This window comes from Vibrio sp. 10N.261.51.A4, from assembly GCF_041471945.1.
GTDB lineage: Bacteria > Pseudomonadota > Gammaproteobacteria > Enterobacterales > Vibrionaceae > Vibrio > Vibrio crassostreae_C.
This window is the reverse complement of the sequence record NZ_JBFRPJ010000031.1, coordinates 126,648-141,519: the sequence shown is the minus strand read 5'-3', so window position 1 is coordinate 141,519 and position 14,872 is coordinate 126,648. Positions and strand designations below refer to the sequence as shown.

Here is a 14,872-nt window from a genome sequence, read left to right as displayed (position 1 = left end):
GAAAGATCAACACGCCCTAACAAGTTGCAATAGCAAGCAGAGCAAGATTTTCGATTGGATCCGAACTTCATTCATCAAGTACCAGAATTGGTGCCGATTGCACGCTCGTATCAGTTGATGGCGAAGCACATTCAACAGCAATTTTTGCAACTTGAATATCAGTCGTCACATCGAAGACAAAGCTTATTACAGCTCAGTCATGATTTGAAAACGCCATTGTCGAGTGTATTGGGGTATCTAGAAACGTGGAGGATTCAAAACCCACATTCGGATCCACTCATAGATGTGGCATATCGCAATGGCAACAAGTTATCTGAACAGCTCCATTCGCTGTTAGATAGCGCCAAGAATGATAACCCGGTACCCACATATCAATACGCTTCAATCGATTTCAATGGGCTGATGAGCGAATGCTTAGAAACGATACAAAGCAAATATCGCCATAAAAATGTTGAGTTGAACATTAATATGCCTATTGGAATCAAGGCTGTGGGTGACAGTGATCTGCTTGAGAGGTTGATTTTGAATCTGTTAGATAATGCATTGAGGCATAGCCCAAGTGGAACCGTGGTGTCGCTAGATGTTGATTTTGAAGCGGATTCAAAACGGGTGAAGGTGGTGATTCATAATGAGGTTGAGCAGGAAGCGCCGAACGGTTCGTTAGGTATTGGCACCAAAATCGCGCAGTCGATACTGATGTTACATCACAGCGTGCTAGAAACAACAAAGGCAGAGAACTCCTTTCAGCAAAGCTTTTATTTGCCTTCGGTATAGCTCTGTCTGCCTTCGTTTAGCTCGATGTATACTTACGTAGAACTAACGTTAAGCGTCTTTACTGTCTTCGTTGCCTTCGTTCACTTTCGCGTAGAAGTGAAGTAGCTCAGTTAATTCTTTAACCCAGCCAAACGCATCTTTAGGTGCGTTCTTTAAGATCTTTTCTACTTTCTCACAGTGCACTTCGATTGCGATTGCTTCTTCAAGGTTGAAAGAAATTGAGTAGAAGTGCCAAAGCAGTAGGCGAGTCATTCGCTCGATGTTCTGTTGCGAGTTATCCGACTCTGAGAAGGCTAGGTTTACTTCACCAAGCGCGATAGCTGTCATTCGAAGCATTGCGTCAAATTTCGCTGATTGCATGCGTTCTTCGCTGGTGACTTCTTCTTGCTCGAACGTAAACAATTCCGTCATTGCATCTTCAGGTACAAGGCGATGAATCATTCTTAAACTAAATTCTTCTAGTTCATGGCGAGGCATGGTGATTAAGCAATTTAAGGTGTAGTCGCGTTGCATGGTGTTCTCTTGGATCTGCAAAAAGGTCGGACAGTTTAATGGAGAAGCGAGTTTAGAAAAAGCAGATTTTAGATAAGCCTGCGTTGGCAGGCTTATCTGTGTACTACAAGCCCTAAAATCGATGCTTAGGGGAACTGTATTTAGGTTTGAACGCAGTATCAGGCTTTGCTATGGCTTGGCGGTTGGTACTGCATCGACTGGTCGTTTCTCATGAATATGTTGCTCGCGACCAAACTGCCGATGCAAATAGAACCAAGGGCGAGCCAAGTCATCGCATCAGGAATCTCGTTGAATAGTGGGATCGCCAACAAGGTCGCCACTGCGGGTGTTGCACTGCCAAAAGCGGCAGAGCGTTCAGCCCCTAAGGTATTAACCGCATAAAGGTAAGTGAACGCAGCGATTAAACCCGCCCCAACGCCTTGCACTGTTGAATGAACGGCAAGCTCCGTGAAGGGCCAATTAGCGATTGGTGTGTCCATTAGGTGGCTTGGGAGGGTTCCAGTCAGGATTAGGACGAGTAAAAGTAAAGTAGAACAGAGAGAAATAAAACCGGCACTGACTAACGCATTAAGATTAGCGACACGGGCTGAGATGGTGAACATCGCCCACATTAAGCTTCCGCATAAAAACAACAAATGACCTTTGGTGTATTCGAAGTTGAAGCTGCTTAAGCTACTCCCTAAAAACAACAGTATGCCGAGCAAAACCAAACCTAAACCAACAACACGATGTCGGCTGAGTGGCTGCTTAAAAAAGAGTACCGCAATTCCTGTAACGAACAGAGGAAGCGTGCCCGGAACAAGAGCACTGCCATGAGATACCGGAACAAACTGCATGGCCGTTCCGGCAACAAGCAGATAAGGTAATCCGCTACCTACGAACATACCCGTTAGATACCGTTTAGGGACGACGGCAATTGCGCTGCGTGCTTTCCACATCAAAGGCAATAACACCAAAGCCGGTATGAGAAATCTTGTGAGAGCGATATCAGCAGGTGTTAAATCTGAATTTGCGCCGCCTTTAAGAGACAGGAAAAAGCTCGCCCAAATGAGTAGGGTGACAGTAATAGATAAGTAGCCAAGATTCATAATATAGAAGGAGAGTGGGTGATGACTCATTATGGAACAGTTGGTGTGCCACAGGTTGGCAAGTTTTGGCTAAACTTGAACTATCGTTGATGATTTCTGCTAATATTCACCAAATAATTAACGGATTTAACTAATGTTTGGCATTTACTATGGATAGAATTGATAGGCATCTTCTCGAACTGCTACAAAAAGATGGCAGGTTAACCACGGCTGAACTTGCTGATGAAGTGGGTTTATCACCTTCGCCTTGTGCAAGACGAGTCAAAAGGCTAGAAGAAAAGGGCATTATTGACGGTTATCGTGTGAGCTTGTCACGAGAACAAGTCGGCATCGCAATGAGTGTGTTTGTTGAGGTGAGCCTAAACAACCACCAAGAAGTGTCGATAGATAAGTTTGAGGCGGCTGTTGTAGAGATGGAAGAGGTGATCAGTTGCCACGTTGTATCTGGGGCTTATGACTATTTGCTAGAAGTGGTTAGCCCGAACTTGATGGCCTACGAGGCATTTACAAGAAAACTTCAAAGGCTCTCTAACGTGAAAGATATTCATACCCACCTTGCGATAAGACAAGTAAAAGGCAATGCACCACTGCCAATTTATACCGATTAAGCCAAACTCTGAGCAGTAACACGAAGGCAGAATGAGCTGAAAACGAAATGGTTTACTCCTGAAGTAGAAGCGCGGTCAATATCAAAAATCATCCATTAAGTGTCAGGCTTCAGGCAATAAAAAACGGAGCACCTCGTGAAAGGTACTCCGTATATGATAGGTGCAAAACTTAGTGATACTTAAAGTTAGAGATTGAACAATCCCCAGTTTGTGCATTAATTCTGAATGAAAAAGCATGTGAATGATAATCCACGCCGTCATTCCAAATTGTCTCTCCAAATATCTTACATAGCTCTAGCTCACTTACTGAACCGAACTCTTCCATGTGTTTAGCTACAGATAAAAGTTTACCTCTTATCTCTGCAGTCCATTCCGTGTTACTCAAGCAGTTGAAAGCCATAGTCTTTTGCATATTACCTAGCCAAAATGTTTCTTGTTATTAAGTTATATGAAGATTCATGATAACAATTTTCTGGCGTTTGTAAATCTATTTTGTGATGAATATCTCACATACTCGCTTGCATTGGTCGGAAATTGAACTTTATTGTTGATAGATAGCACATTACTTTTACAACCTATTGATAAAGCTTTGATTAACGAGTTCTTAGAATATTATGAATGGGATTGAGCATATTTATCGGAAAAGTCCAGTCGAACGAGTGAGAGAATCTAATGGTGATTTCAGTTTGATGCATCGTTTGCTGGTTGGTTTATGTGGCGCGCTTCATCAATCATCGTCGCTTCTCTGCGGTATTTTGAAGACAGCTGACGGAATTTTTCACTGAGTGTATGGAGATCTCGGGAGAGTGATTGTGAGCTTTGTACGTGCACCTTTGCGCTTTCTGCCTGGCGCGGGAGTCTTGCTTTGGTGCAGTGTTTGGCGACGGCTTGCCATGAATACGCTAGAGAGTCAGCGCCTTCAAGTTCACTAGACACAACATACGCCTGTTGTAGCAAAACCTCGGAGACGTCATACGCGGTATTCATATGACTATTGAGCTGCACATTAAACCTTTCTTCATACTTTGCCCAAAGCTCAATGATCTGCTTTTCATTAAAGTGTTTAGATAACAATGTCTGTGACTCATAGGTTGAAAGAACTTGGTTGAACTCTTTGGTGTACTGATTATAGCGACCTTCAAAAGAGAGCTGACGATCCAACAGTGTTTGCCAGTTTTCACGGTCACAATGATTCGCTAGAGCGACATTGGCACTAAAAGTTGCGCTTACAATGATAACTTTCCCCCAAAAACTCATGACTTTCCTCTACTTACCGTGCGCTCTATTGAGAGTATAGATGAGCAGCAGCATGAGTTGATGTACACTTGAGACATACCTATAACGGAAGAGCTGGTGGATTTGATGAAAAAAGCGCTGATCGCTTTACTTGTGTTGTTGATATTGGGCGGAGGGGGAGGAGCGGCATACTACTTCTTGGTCATGAATAAAGACCCAATCCCACAAGAGAAAACGGAAGAGCCGGCGTTAGAAGCTACCGAGCAATCTGAATCTGAGCTTGTACCCATCATGGATCTTCAGCCTGAACCCGAGCAGACGGAATTTTACGTTTTGGAGAGAAAGCTTGAAGTGGTCGAGCAACCTGAAATTGATGGCTTGATAACGGATTACCTCTACAAAGGGGAAAAGGTGGAGGTACTCGAGAAACAGGGAGAATGGGCTCGTATCTCAGACTATATTGTCCTTAAAGATGGCGGCCCACAGACGGCGGAATGGGTCTCTATGTCAGGCTTATCGAATGATGAAGTCATTATTTCGGAAAAAGAAAGCAAAGAGATATTGGATTCCTATTTGGTTAAGTCTGATGATCTCAAGATCCATCAAGAAAAATTCCGTAATTCGGTGGCTAAACTGATCTCTGAGGGGGAGTGTGCCCCAAGTGATTTTGAAGAATTAGGCGGATGGGTGAAATCTGTTAAGTACAGCAATCGAGATGTCTATTTTATTTATTGTGGTGGGTTGTCCCTTGAAAACAAAATTTATCTTGATGTAAATACAAATGAAATATTTACGAAGTAAGATCCCACGCTCTATTTAATAATGCTATTTACTAAAGCCCACTCATAGGTTGAGTGGGCTTTTTTGTCTATCCATAATGTTCATCTTTCCCATTTAGAACGTTAATTATATCGAAGGTTATATAGAATAATTAGGAACCATTTATTAATGGCTAATAAGAGTTTTGTTATTATTCTCGTGATCAATCATTTCAAATTCCCACATTGCATTATTCTTGAAACAAGCTGAGAGATATAGATTTATCTCGTATTTACAAAGGCTTATCTGCTTGGTGATAAAAGTAAAATTAAACAAACCTTATTAATATCAGAGTCTTGCGTTGATTTACATAATTGTAACATTTCATTGGTTTTGGGATACAAGTCTAGTTTTTAATCATAATACGAAAATATTTTATATTTGTAATAATAATTTTTGATTTTGAGTTGTAGGGTTTAATTAAAGCAAAACGTAAAGTTTAATTATCAACTAAGACATTATCTTATTAACATCATTGTTATTTAATTGCTTGTAAGGGATGGAACCATTAATGAAAAAGCTTGCTTTAATTACAGGGTCAAAAGGCGGTATCGGCTCAGCAATTTCCTCTAAATTAGTTGCAGACGGCTATCGTGTTATCGCGACTTATTTTACTGGAAATTACCAATGTGCCTTGGATTGGTTTAACGAAAAACAATTCACCGAAGATCAAGTGAGATTGTTTGAATTAGATGTTACCAATACTGCGGAATGTGCGCTGAGCTTAAGCAAGTTGTTAGAAGAAGAAGGCACGGTGGATGTGCTGGTCAATAACGCAGGTATTACACGTGATAGCGTCTTTAAAAAGATGGATGCCGAAGCGTGGAAAGATGTGATTGAAACGAACTTAAACAGTTTGTTCAACGTGACTCAACCTTTGTTCGCTCCTATGTGTGAAAAGGGTAACTGCCGTGTCATCAACATCTCTTCCGTCAATGGTCTTAAAGGTCAATTTGGACAGACTAACTACTCAGCAGCGAAAGCTGGAATGATTGGTTTTTCTAAAGCTTTGGCTGCAGAAGGCGCTCGTAGCGGCGTAACCGTGAACGTGATTGCCCCTGGCTACACAGCAACTCCTATGGTTGAGCAAATGAAGCCTGAAGTACTGGATTCAATCAAGAACCAAATTCCGATGAAACGCTTAGCAACACCTGTTGAAATTGCAGACGCAGTGGGCTTTTTAGCGAGTGAATCTGGCGCGTACATTACAGGCGAAACATTGTCTGTGAATGGCGGCTTGTACATGCAGTAATTGGCGAAACTGAAGGGGTTGGAATGATGGAAAAAGTATTTATTGTTGCGGCTAAGCGCACTCCTATTGGTGCATTTACCGGGTCGCTAAAAAACGTATCTGCGGGTGAACTGGCTGGCGTTGCGATCAAAGGTGCACTTGAGTCTGTCGATCTTTCGTTAGATGCGATTGATGAAGTAATCGTCGGCAACGTGATTTCGGCAGGTCAAGGCATGGGGGTTGCTCGTCAGGCTTCCATCTATGCAGGGCTTCCTGAGGAAACACCAGCATACGGCGTGAACATGATTTGCGGCAGCGGAATGAAATCAGTGATGGACGCAGCGGCGCACATCAAAGCACAAGATGCTGAAGTGGTTATTGCTGCTGGCGTTGAAGTGATGTCACAAATTCCTTTTGTGGTACCAGCGAGCGTTCGTAATGGTCACAAAATGGGTGACATCTCAATGAAAGACTTACTGGTTGGTGATGGCTTAACCGATGCGTTTAATCACTACCACATGGGCATGACCGCTGAAAATATCGCGAACACGTTGAATATTTCGCGCCTAGCTCAAGATAACTATGCCTTAGAAAGCCAACAAAAAGCCGTTGCTGCGATTGAGGCGGGTAAGTTTAACGAGCAAATCGTGCCTGTAGAAGTTAAGCAGCGCAGACAAACCGTCACTTTTGATACCGATGAGTATCCGAAGTCAGACGCGACATTCGAAGGTCTGCAAAAGCTTCGTCCAGCTTTTGACCGTGAAGGGTCTGTTACGGCAGGTAACGCTTCGGGCATCAATGATGGCGCGAGTGCAATCATCTTAGCCTCAGAGAGTGCAGTAGCGAAATACGGACTGACACCACTGGTAGAGCTAACGAGCTACGCACAGTCTGGATTAGATCCAAAGATTATGGGTTTAGGCCCAGTAGAAGCCGTTTCTAAAACGCTTGATAAGGCGAATCTCACTCTAGAAGAAGTAGATTTGTTTGAATTGAATGAAGCGTTTGCAGCACAAGCTCTTGGCGTAATGTACCAATTGTCAGAGCAGCATGACTTACCGCTTGATGAGTTCAAGCCAAAGGTCAATGTGAATGGTGGTGCAATCGCGCTTGGCCATCCTTTAGGTGCTTCAGGCAATCGAATTATTGTTGCACTCATCCATGAAATGCTTGAACAGAAAACGACTTATGGCGTTGCTTCACTCTGTGTGGGTGGGGGAATGGGAACCGCTGTTTTGCTAAAAGGTATTGAAGGTTAGAGCCTGATATATCGGTAGCAAGCTTAAATATCGGATCAGCTTTTCAAAGCATCGCGAGTTAATCGATGAGCGTTGGCTGAAACGATAGTGACACAAATTTATTAAACTATGTATTCATCAGGAGTTACTTATGTACACGGATATTTTCAAAACAATTACTGACCAAACTGAAAAGCAATTTGAACCGTACTTAAAGTTCAACAAGTTGGTTGCAAAGAACGTCCAAACGATGACAGAACTGCAAATGAATGCAATGCAGACTTACACGGACATGGGTCTTGCACAAATGAAGGCAGTGACTGAAATCAAAGACGTGACTAGCCTAACGGCGTTCAACAGCCAGCAACTAGCAGCGCTAACTCAACTGTCTCAACAGATGATGAGTGATAGCTCAAAAATGCAAGCTGCTGCAAAAGAGTTCAAAGAAGATGTTGAAACACTAACAACTGAAAACTTGAAAACAGTTACACCTGCATAAATTTAATCGCCATCGAGTTAGCGCAGTATTTACTGTGAGGCTCGGTGGCGATTTTCCGATTATTGGAGTCATGTTATGTTTCAACACTTCTTTTCGGACTACCTTGTTAAACTTCAACAAACGAACCAGCAATGGTGGGAAAGCTTTGAACAAAACAAGGAAGCCGCGCAATCTCCCCTAAACCAAGCGATGCAAGAATTGAACTTTGATGATGCATCAAAAATCTTCGAGCAAGCCGCCAACCAACCCGCCGTTCTGCTTCAGTTACAATCTCAATGGTGGGAGCAGCAACTTAAGATTTGGCAAAATGCCGCACTGATGGGTAATACCGAAAGCGTCATTACTGAAGAGCGCAGTGATAAACGCTTTATTGATGAAGCGTGGAAAAATGACCCGTTTTACAGCTTTATCAAGCAGTCTTATTTGTTATTCAGCAAAAGCTATATAGACACCATTAATTCAATCGAAGGCATAGACGAGAAAACCAAGGAACGTGTGGCGTTCTTTTCACGTCAGGCTATCAATGCTCTTTCTCCTAGTAACTTCATTGCGACTAACCCAGAGTTGATGAAGCTAACGCTTGAGCGCAATGGTGAGAACTTGCTAGATGGGCTAGAGCAGCTACAAGCTGACGTTGAAGCGAGCGCGGATATCCTCAAGATCCGTATGACCAACAATAATGCCTTCCGATTAGGTGTTGATGTTGCGAACACGGAAGGTGATGTCGTTTTTCAAAATGATCTGTTCGAGCTTATTCAATACTACCCAAAAACACCTCAGGTGAACGCCACGCCTTTGTTGATCGTTCCTCCATTCATCAATAAGTACTACATTCTCGACCTTCGTGAAAAGAACTCAATGGTTCGTTGGTTGCTTGAGCAAGGGCACAGCGTATTCATGATGTCTTGGCGCAACCCAGGTGAAGCGCAAAAAGACTTAGAGTTCGGTGACTATGCCACGGAAGGCGTAGCGAAAGCCGTGACGGCAATTGAAGATATCACGGGTAAAGAGCAAATCAATGCTGCAGGTTACTGCATTGGTGGTACTGTTCTCGCTTCAACGGTCGCTTACTATGCTGCTAAAAGAATGAAGAAACGCATTAAAACTGCGACCTTTTTTACGACTCTATTAGACTTCTCTCAGCCGGGAGAGGTTGGCGCATATATCAATGAAACGATCATTAACGCCATTGAGAAACAGAACGATGCTAAAGGATTCATGGATGGTCGTTCATTAAGCGTGACATTCAGTTTGCTTCGTGAAAACAGCCTGTACTGGAACTACTACATTGATAACTACCTAAAAGGCAGCAGCCCAATGGAGTTTGATCTGTTGTACTGGAACAGTGACAGCACTAACGTTGCAGCTAAATGCCATAATTTCTTGCTGCGTGAGCTTTACCTTGAGAATAAACTTGTTCAAGACAAAGGCGTGAAAGTAGGCGGTGTCTGGATTGATCTCAATAAGATAAAAATACCAAGCTACTTCATTTCAGCGAAAGAAGATCATATCGCGCTTTGGCAGGGGACTTACCGTGGTGCCTTGAATACCGGTGGCAACAAGACGTTCGTGCTTGGTGAATCTGGTCATATCGCGGGTATTGTTAACCATCCAGATAAGAAGAAGTACGGGTTCTGGCTGAATGACAACCTAGACGACTCGGCGGATGAGTGGCTAACTAATGCGACTCATAATGAGGGGTCTTGGTGGACACACTGGAATCAGTGGCTACAAGGTTTTGAAACTGACGAAAAAATCGAACCTTTCAATCAAGGCTCAGAGCTTAATCCTGTGATTGGCAAAGCGCCAGGCAACTATGTAAAACAGGTGCTGCCGATTGTCGATCAAGAGCAGGTTGATAAAGAGACCGCAGAGAAAGAAGCGCCAGAAAACGAAGCTTAGGGCGTTAAGTCACATTCAATTATAAAGATACACAACGTCAGATAATAAAAAAGCCACTGAAATCAGTGGCTTTTTCGTATCAACTCATATCAGAATTATCTGGTAGAAGTTGATGGAATCTCGATTGTTAATCGATTTCTTTGTCTTTACCCATAGATAAAATCCAAAGAGATACGGCTGCAACACCTGCAAAGCCACCAAGAATGATAACTGGCATAGCGCTGTAACCTAGGATGTGCCAAATTACGCTTTCTAAAGTACTCATTCAATCGCTCCTTATTGCCAGCCTTCAACGCCGTGCATGTCTGGTAGTTTGTGTGCAATACCTTTGTGACAGTCTACACACGTTTTTTCACCAGAAGCTAGCGCAGTCGAGTGTTGTTTCGCACTACGGGGGCTCTGCTCTGAGAAGTCCATGTAATCGAACTGGTGACAGTTACGACACTCAAGTGAATCGTTCTTCTTCAATCGAGCCCATTCGCGTTCCGCTAGGTGAGCACGACGTGCTTTGAACTTTTCTTCAGTATTGATGGTTTTCGCAATAAAGTGTGCGTATAGCTCTTTAGATGCTTGAACCTTACGAACAATTTTATCTGTCCATTCATGAGGAACGTGACAGTCTGAACAGATAGCACGAACACCAGAACGGTTAGAGTAGTGAATTGTCTCTTGGATTTCAGCAACGATAGGTGCGTGACAGCCAGAACAGAATTCTTCCGTGTTGGTTGCCTCCATACCCGTGTTGAATGCACCCCAGAACAAAAGACCACCCGAGAAACCCAAGAACAAAACAACGCCTACGGCTGCTTTGCTTGGTGTCGCAAGTCTTTTCCAAAACGCTTTAAGTAATTTTATCATATATAGCCTCTCTTACAGTCCGGCTACGATTAACGCAGTGAATCTACAGGTTTGAACTCGTTCTCAACTAGTGGCTTAGCATTAGCTTGAGGTACGTGACACTGTAGACAGAAGTAACGACGAGGTGATACGTCTGCAAGTACCGCATCTTCACGGTTCATGTAGTGAGTTACACTCACTTTAGTCGCACCCATTTCTTTTGCGTTTTTCCAGCTGTGGCAAGAAAGACACTTGTTAGCGTTAAGAGAAACTTCATAGCTACGAATAGTATGAGGCACTAGAGGTGGTTGGTATACGTAGTCACTCTCAAGTACTTGGTCACGAGGGAACTTTTTGAAGTCATCTGCTGCGCGAGTTGCTTCAAGTTCACTTGCACCACGTAGAGATTCTACGCCACCAATGCCGCCTGGGTTATCCAGTTCAGCTTCAGCTTGAACTGCACCAGCTAGCAAAAGACCAGCTGATAGTAGGGCAGTAATCAGTTTTTTCATGGTTAATTTCTCCGCCTAAAGGCTAATTCTTTGAGTGGACTACTTCTTTCAAAAAGTAACGAAAAAAGCAGTCGCAATATTAAAAACGTCAGATCTACGAGCTAAGTGGTAAGAACATATTGTCCTTAAGCGACCTTAGTGATCTTAACTGGACACTTCTTGTAATCCGTCTGTTTAGATAGAGGATCCGTTGCATCCAAGATCAACTTGTTGATCAGAATTCTTGCATCAAAGAATGGTACGAATACCAAGCCTTGTGGTGGACGGTTACGACCACGAGTTTCAACACGAACGCGTACTTCACCACGTTTGTTTTCGATAAGAACTTCATCACCACGGCGAAGACCACGAGCTTTAGCATCAGCAGGGTGGATGTAACAAAGTGCATCCGGTACTGCTTTGTAAAGTTCTGGTACACGACGAGTCATAGTACCTGTGTGCCAGTGCTCAAGAACACGACCTGTACATAGCCACATATCGTATTCATCGTTTGGTACTTCAGGTGGCGCTTCGTATGGTGCATTGATGATCAGTGCTTTACCATCTGGTTTGCCGTAGAAGTCCCAATCAGAACCTTTCTTAGCATATGGATCTGAACCTTCTTTAAAGCGCCATAGTGTCTCTTTACCGCCAACAACAGGCCAACGTAGACCACGAACTTGGTGGTAGCGATCGTATGGTGCTAAATCGTGACCGTGGCCGCGACCAAAGGCTGCGTATTCTTCGAATAGACCTTTTTGAACGTAGAAACCTTGAGCTTGTGCATCGTCGTTAAGCTCTTGAGCTTCAGACAGTGGGAATGCATCAACGTTGCCGTTTTTGTAAAGCACGTCGTACATGGTTTTGCCACGGTACTCAGGCATTTTCGCAACCAGTTCTTCACCCCAAACTTCTTCAATAGTGAAGCGCTTAGAGAATTCCATGATTTGCCATAGGTCAGACTTAGCTTCACCTACAGTTTTCACTTGTTGGTACCATGCTTGTGTACGACGCTCTGCGTTACCGTAAGCGCCTTCTTTCTCAATCCACATTGCTGTTGGAAGGATGAGGTCAGCCGCTTGAGCTGTTGCCGTTGGGTACGGGTCAGAACATACAATGAAGTTATCTGGGTTACGGTAACCTGGCAGACGTTCAGTGTTGATGTTTGGACCCGCTTGCATGTTGTTGTTACACATTACCCAGTAAGCGTTGATTTTACCGTCTTTCAACATACGGTCTTGAAGAACAGCGTGAGCGCCGGGTACCGGTGGAATGGTGCCTTCTGGAAGTTTCCAGATATCTTCTGCAATTTTACGGTGTTTAGGGTTAGCAACCACCATATCGGCAGGTAAACGGTGAGCGAATGTACCAACTTCACGCGCTGTACCACACGCTGACGGTTGGCCAGTTAGTGAGAATGGGCTGTTACCTGGAGTAGAAATCTTACCTGTAAGAAGGTGGATGTTGTACACAAGGCTGTTCATCCATACGCCACGAGTATGTTGGTTCATACCCATAGTCCAAAGTGACATTACTTTGATGTTTGGATCGGCATATTGCTTAGCCAGCTTGATAAGGTCTTCTTGAGGTACACCTGACATTTCAGACGCTTTCTCAACTGTGTATTCAGCAACAGACGCTTTGTAGTCTTCGAAAGAGATAGCAGTCATTTCGCCTGAGTTAGGGTTTGCGGCTGCTTTCTGTAGTGGATCATCGTCACGCAGACCGTAACCGATGTCTGTCGTTGCTTGCTTGAAGTTCGTGTGCTTGTTCACGAAGTCCCAGTTAACCGCATCGTTTTGGATGATGTAGTTTGCGATGAAGTTTGCGATCGCAAGGTCAGACTGAGGGTTGAAGATGTAACCCGTGTCTGCAAGCTCGAAAGAACGGTGGTAGTAAGTAGACAGTACGTTTACTTTAACGTGTGGGTGGCTTAGACGACGGTCTGTAATACGAGTCCATAGTACTGGGTGCATTTCTGCCATGTTTGAACCCCACAGTACGAATGCGTCTGCGTGTTCAAAGTCATCGTAACAACCCATTGGCTCATCAATACCGAAAGTGCGCATGAAGCCTACTACAGCAGAAGCCATACAGTGACGAGCGTTTGGATCTATGTTGTTTGAACGGAAACCCGCTTTCATCATCTTAACGGCTGCGTAGCCTTCCATTACTGTCCATTGGCCTGAACCGAACATACCAACACCTGTTGGACCGTTCTTCTTAAGAGATGCTTTCCATTTCTCAGCCATCACGTCGAACGCTTTGTCCCAAGATACTGGTGCGAAATCACCATCTTTATGGAACTCGCCATCTTTCATACGAAGAAGAGGCTGTTCTAGACGGTCTTTGCCGTACATGATTTTTGAAAGGAAGTAGCCTTTGATACAGTTAAGGCCTTTGTTTACTGGTGCTTCTGGGTCGCCTTGAGTCGCAACCACTTTGCCGTTTTGAGTACCTACTAGTACCGAACAGCCCGTACCACAAAAACGACAAGGCGCTTTATCCCACGTGATTTTTGTTTGATCAGAGCTAGCGATCAGGTTGGTTGCTGTTGCCGGTAGTGTTACACCTGCAACGGCTGCCGCTGATGCAGCTGCGTTTGCTTTCACAAACGCACGTCTTGTCATTTTCATACTTCACCCTCAAGTTGAGAATTGTTGCTTCCAGTTTCTAAATCCGTTTCGTCGAGTCCAGTTTCGATTTGGTGATAAACCAAAGCTGTCCCCAAAACGTTCTTAATGTTGTTTATTGCTTCGATGGTGTCCGTTACAAAACCTTGGTTTTCAGTTTCTAGGACCACGATGATTTTGCCTTCAGGGCTATCTCCGTAGATTTCAGCGTTATCGAATTGATCGATCTCCGCTTTGATCTCATTTAGATGCTCAGGGCTCACATGCACGACTAAACTTGATATATGCACTTCATTTAGTGCCATAAATTGCTCTCGTTATTTTTGTTTTATGCATTACTCACAAGAATAGCCGAAGTAGGGCAAATTGCTACGCAGGCCCCACAACCGCTACACTCATCTAACTCGATTTTTGGTAGAGCAACACTGCCTGCTCTAAGTTCAAATTGAATGGCCATAGGTTCACACATGTCACCACAGCTTCGGCATTCAACATTTTGTTGCGCTAAACACTTATCAGAGATTTGTGCTTTTGCTTGCCAAGGCTCTCCTTGCTTTGGCTTAAAAATGGGTTCGGGACAAACATCTGCACATTGATAGCAGAACGTACACTCATCAATAGAGAAATCTACAGTGGGAAAACCACCATCGCCTACAATGATTATCTTAGTCTCACAACTCTCGATGCATTTACCGCAGCGAGTACAGTCATCTGTAAAGCTTTCTAGGCTGTCAATCCAAGGCAAACGAATCTGGCTTGAGTCAACTTTTCGTCTAGAAAAAAGACGGCGTTTTGATAGATCTACCACTAGATACCTATAGATGTTACTAAGATGTTGTAATTGTAGGTCATTATTCTATTAATATCTTGTAATGAGTCCTCACAAGTAGTGTAGTTTTAGAAACAATTGTATAAATACCCCCTAAGGGCTAATTGGGGGCATATATTGTCTTAGATCAATAAATTACGGAGCGAGTGATCACATATTGAATGGAGCTATGAT

16 protein-coding genes and 1 pseudogene are annotated in these 14,872 nt (G+C 43.6%); 7 read left to right on the top strand and 10 right to left on the bottom strand.

All coding sequences use genetic code 11. The features are described from left to right. Positions 1–33: 33 nt before the first annotated feature. Positions 34–774: pseudogene (locus AB4384_RS08490) on the top strand (sensor histidine kinase); the annotation flags it as partial. 48 nt (positions 775–822) lie between these two features. On the opposite strand, the gene AB4384_RS08485 reads toward AB4384_RS08490, so the two are convergent. After that, positions 823–1,287, bottom strand: coding sequence for a hypothetical protein (locus AB4384_RS08485; protein WP_017062624.1), 465 nt, complete (start codon positions 1,285–1,287; stop codon positions 823–825). Between the two features lie 158 nt (positions 1,288–1,445). Then, entirely contained in the window at positions 1,446–2,375 is a 930-nt protein-coding gene (locus AB4384_RS08480) for a DMT family transporter (RefSeq protein ID WP_017064490.1), read from the bottom strand. Positions 2,376–2,524: 149 nt separating this feature from the next. Between AB4384_RS08480 and AB4384_RS08475 the strand changes: the two genes are divergently transcribed. After that, on the top strand, positions 2,525–2,983 hold the full coding sequence (locus AB4384_RS08475) for an Lrp/AsnC family transcriptional regulator (RefSeq protein ID WP_017062622.1): 459 nt from the start codon (positions 2,525–2,527) through the stop codon (positions 2,981–2,983). Positions 2,984–3,152: 169 nt separating this feature from the next. Here AB4384_RS08475 and AB4384_RS08470 read toward each other — a convergent pair whose 3' ends face one another. Next, positions 3,153–3,395, bottom strand: coding sequence for a hypothetical protein (locus AB4384_RS08470; protein ID WP_017062621.1), 243 nt, complete (start codon positions 3,393–3,395; stop codon positions 3,153–3,155). Positions 3,396–3,664: 269 nt separating this feature from the next. Then, positions 3,665–4,240 (bottom strand): hypothetical protein, encoded by a 576-nt coding sequence (locus AB4384_RS08465; protein ID WP_136979883.1) that lies wholly within the window; start codon positions 4,238–4,240, stop codon positions 3,665–3,667. 96 nt (positions 4,241–4,336) lie between these two features. On the opposite strand from AB4384_RS08465, the gene AB4384_RS08460 reads away from it, so the two are divergent. The 5 genes from AB4384_RS08460 (at position 4,337) to phaC (ending at position 9,908) form a co-directional block, all read left to right on the top strand. Further along, entirely contained in the window at positions 4,337–5,020 is a 684-nt protein-coding gene (locus AB4384_RS08460; protein WP_136979884.1) for an SH3 domain-containing protein, read from the top strand. Positions 5,021–5,549: 529 nt separating this feature from the next. Then, positions 5,550–6,290, top strand: a complete 741-nt coding sequence (locus tag AB4384_RS08455) for an SDR family oxidoreductase (RefSeq protein WP_017062618.1) — start codon at positions 5,550–5,552, stop codon at positions 6,288–6,290. 26 nt (positions 6,291–6,316) lie between these two features. Next, complete coding sequence (locus tag AB4384_RS08450; RefSeq protein WP_102320772.1) at positions 6,317–7,528, top strand: acetyl-CoA C-acetyltransferase; 1,212 nt, start codon at positions 6,317–6,319, stop codon at positions 7,526–7,528. A 130-nt stretch (positions 7,529–7,658) separates the two neighbouring features. After that, positions 7,659–8,006 (top strand): phasin family protein, encoded by a 348-nt coding sequence (locus AB4384_RS08445; RefSeq protein ID WP_048613546.1) that lies wholly within the window; start codon positions 7,659–7,661, stop codon positions 8,004–8,006. 75 nt (positions 8,007–8,081) lie between these two features. Then, the gene (gene phaC, locus AB4384_RS08440) at positions 8,082–9,908 is read left to right on the top strand and encodes a class I poly(R)-hydroxyalkanoic acid synthase (protein WP_372129333.1); all 1,827 of its coding nucleotides are present in this window, start codon (positions 8,082–8,084) and stop codon (positions 9,906–9,908) included. 127 nt (positions 9,909–10,035) lie between these two features. On the opposite strand, the gene AB4384_RS08435 is transcribed toward phaC, so the two are convergent. The 6 genes from AB4384_RS08435 to napF form a co-directional block, all read right to left on the bottom strand. Beyond that, positions 10,036–10,173: a TIGR02808 family protein gene (locus tag AB4384_RS08435; RefSeq protein WP_010430103.1), complete on the bottom strand. Its 138-nt coding sequence runs from the start codon at positions 10,171–10,173 to the stop codon at positions 10,036–10,038. Positions 10,174–10,184: 11 nt separating this feature from the next. Beyond that, on the bottom strand, positions 10,185–10,766 hold the full coding sequence (locus AB4384_RS08430; RefSeq protein ID WP_009845456.1) for a NapC/NirT family cytochrome c: 582 nt from the start codon (positions 10,764–10,766) through the stop codon (positions 10,185–10,187). 29 nt (positions 10,767–10,795) lie between these two features. Beyond that, complete coding sequence (locus AB4384_RS08425; RefSeq protein WP_017062614.1) at positions 10,796–11,257, bottom strand: nitrate reductase cytochrome c-type subunit; 462 nt, start codon at positions 11,255–11,257, stop codon at positions 10,796–10,798. 125 nt (positions 11,258–11,382) lie between these two features. Further along, complete coding sequence (napA, locus tag AB4384_RS08420) at positions 11,383–13,872, bottom strand: periplasmic nitrate reductase subunit alpha (protein ID WP_372129331.1); 2,490 nt, start codon at positions 13,870–13,872, stop codon at positions 11,383–11,385. After that, positions 13,869–14,174: a chaperone NapD gene (locus AB4384_RS08415; RefSeq protein ID WP_017062612.1), complete on the bottom strand. Its 306-nt coding sequence runs from the start codon at positions 14,172–14,174 to the stop codon at positions 13,869–13,871. The genes napA and AB4384_RS08415 overlap by 4 nt, the downstream gene beginning before the upstream one ends. Before the next feature lie 23 nt (positions 14,175–14,197). Continuing rightward, positions 14,198–14,677, bottom strand: coding sequence for a ferredoxin-type protein NapF (gene napF, locus AB4384_RS08410; RefSeq protein ID WP_017062611.1), 480 nt, complete (start codon positions 14,675–14,677; stop codon positions 14,198–14,200). Positions 14,678–14,872: the final 195 nt, after the last annotated feature.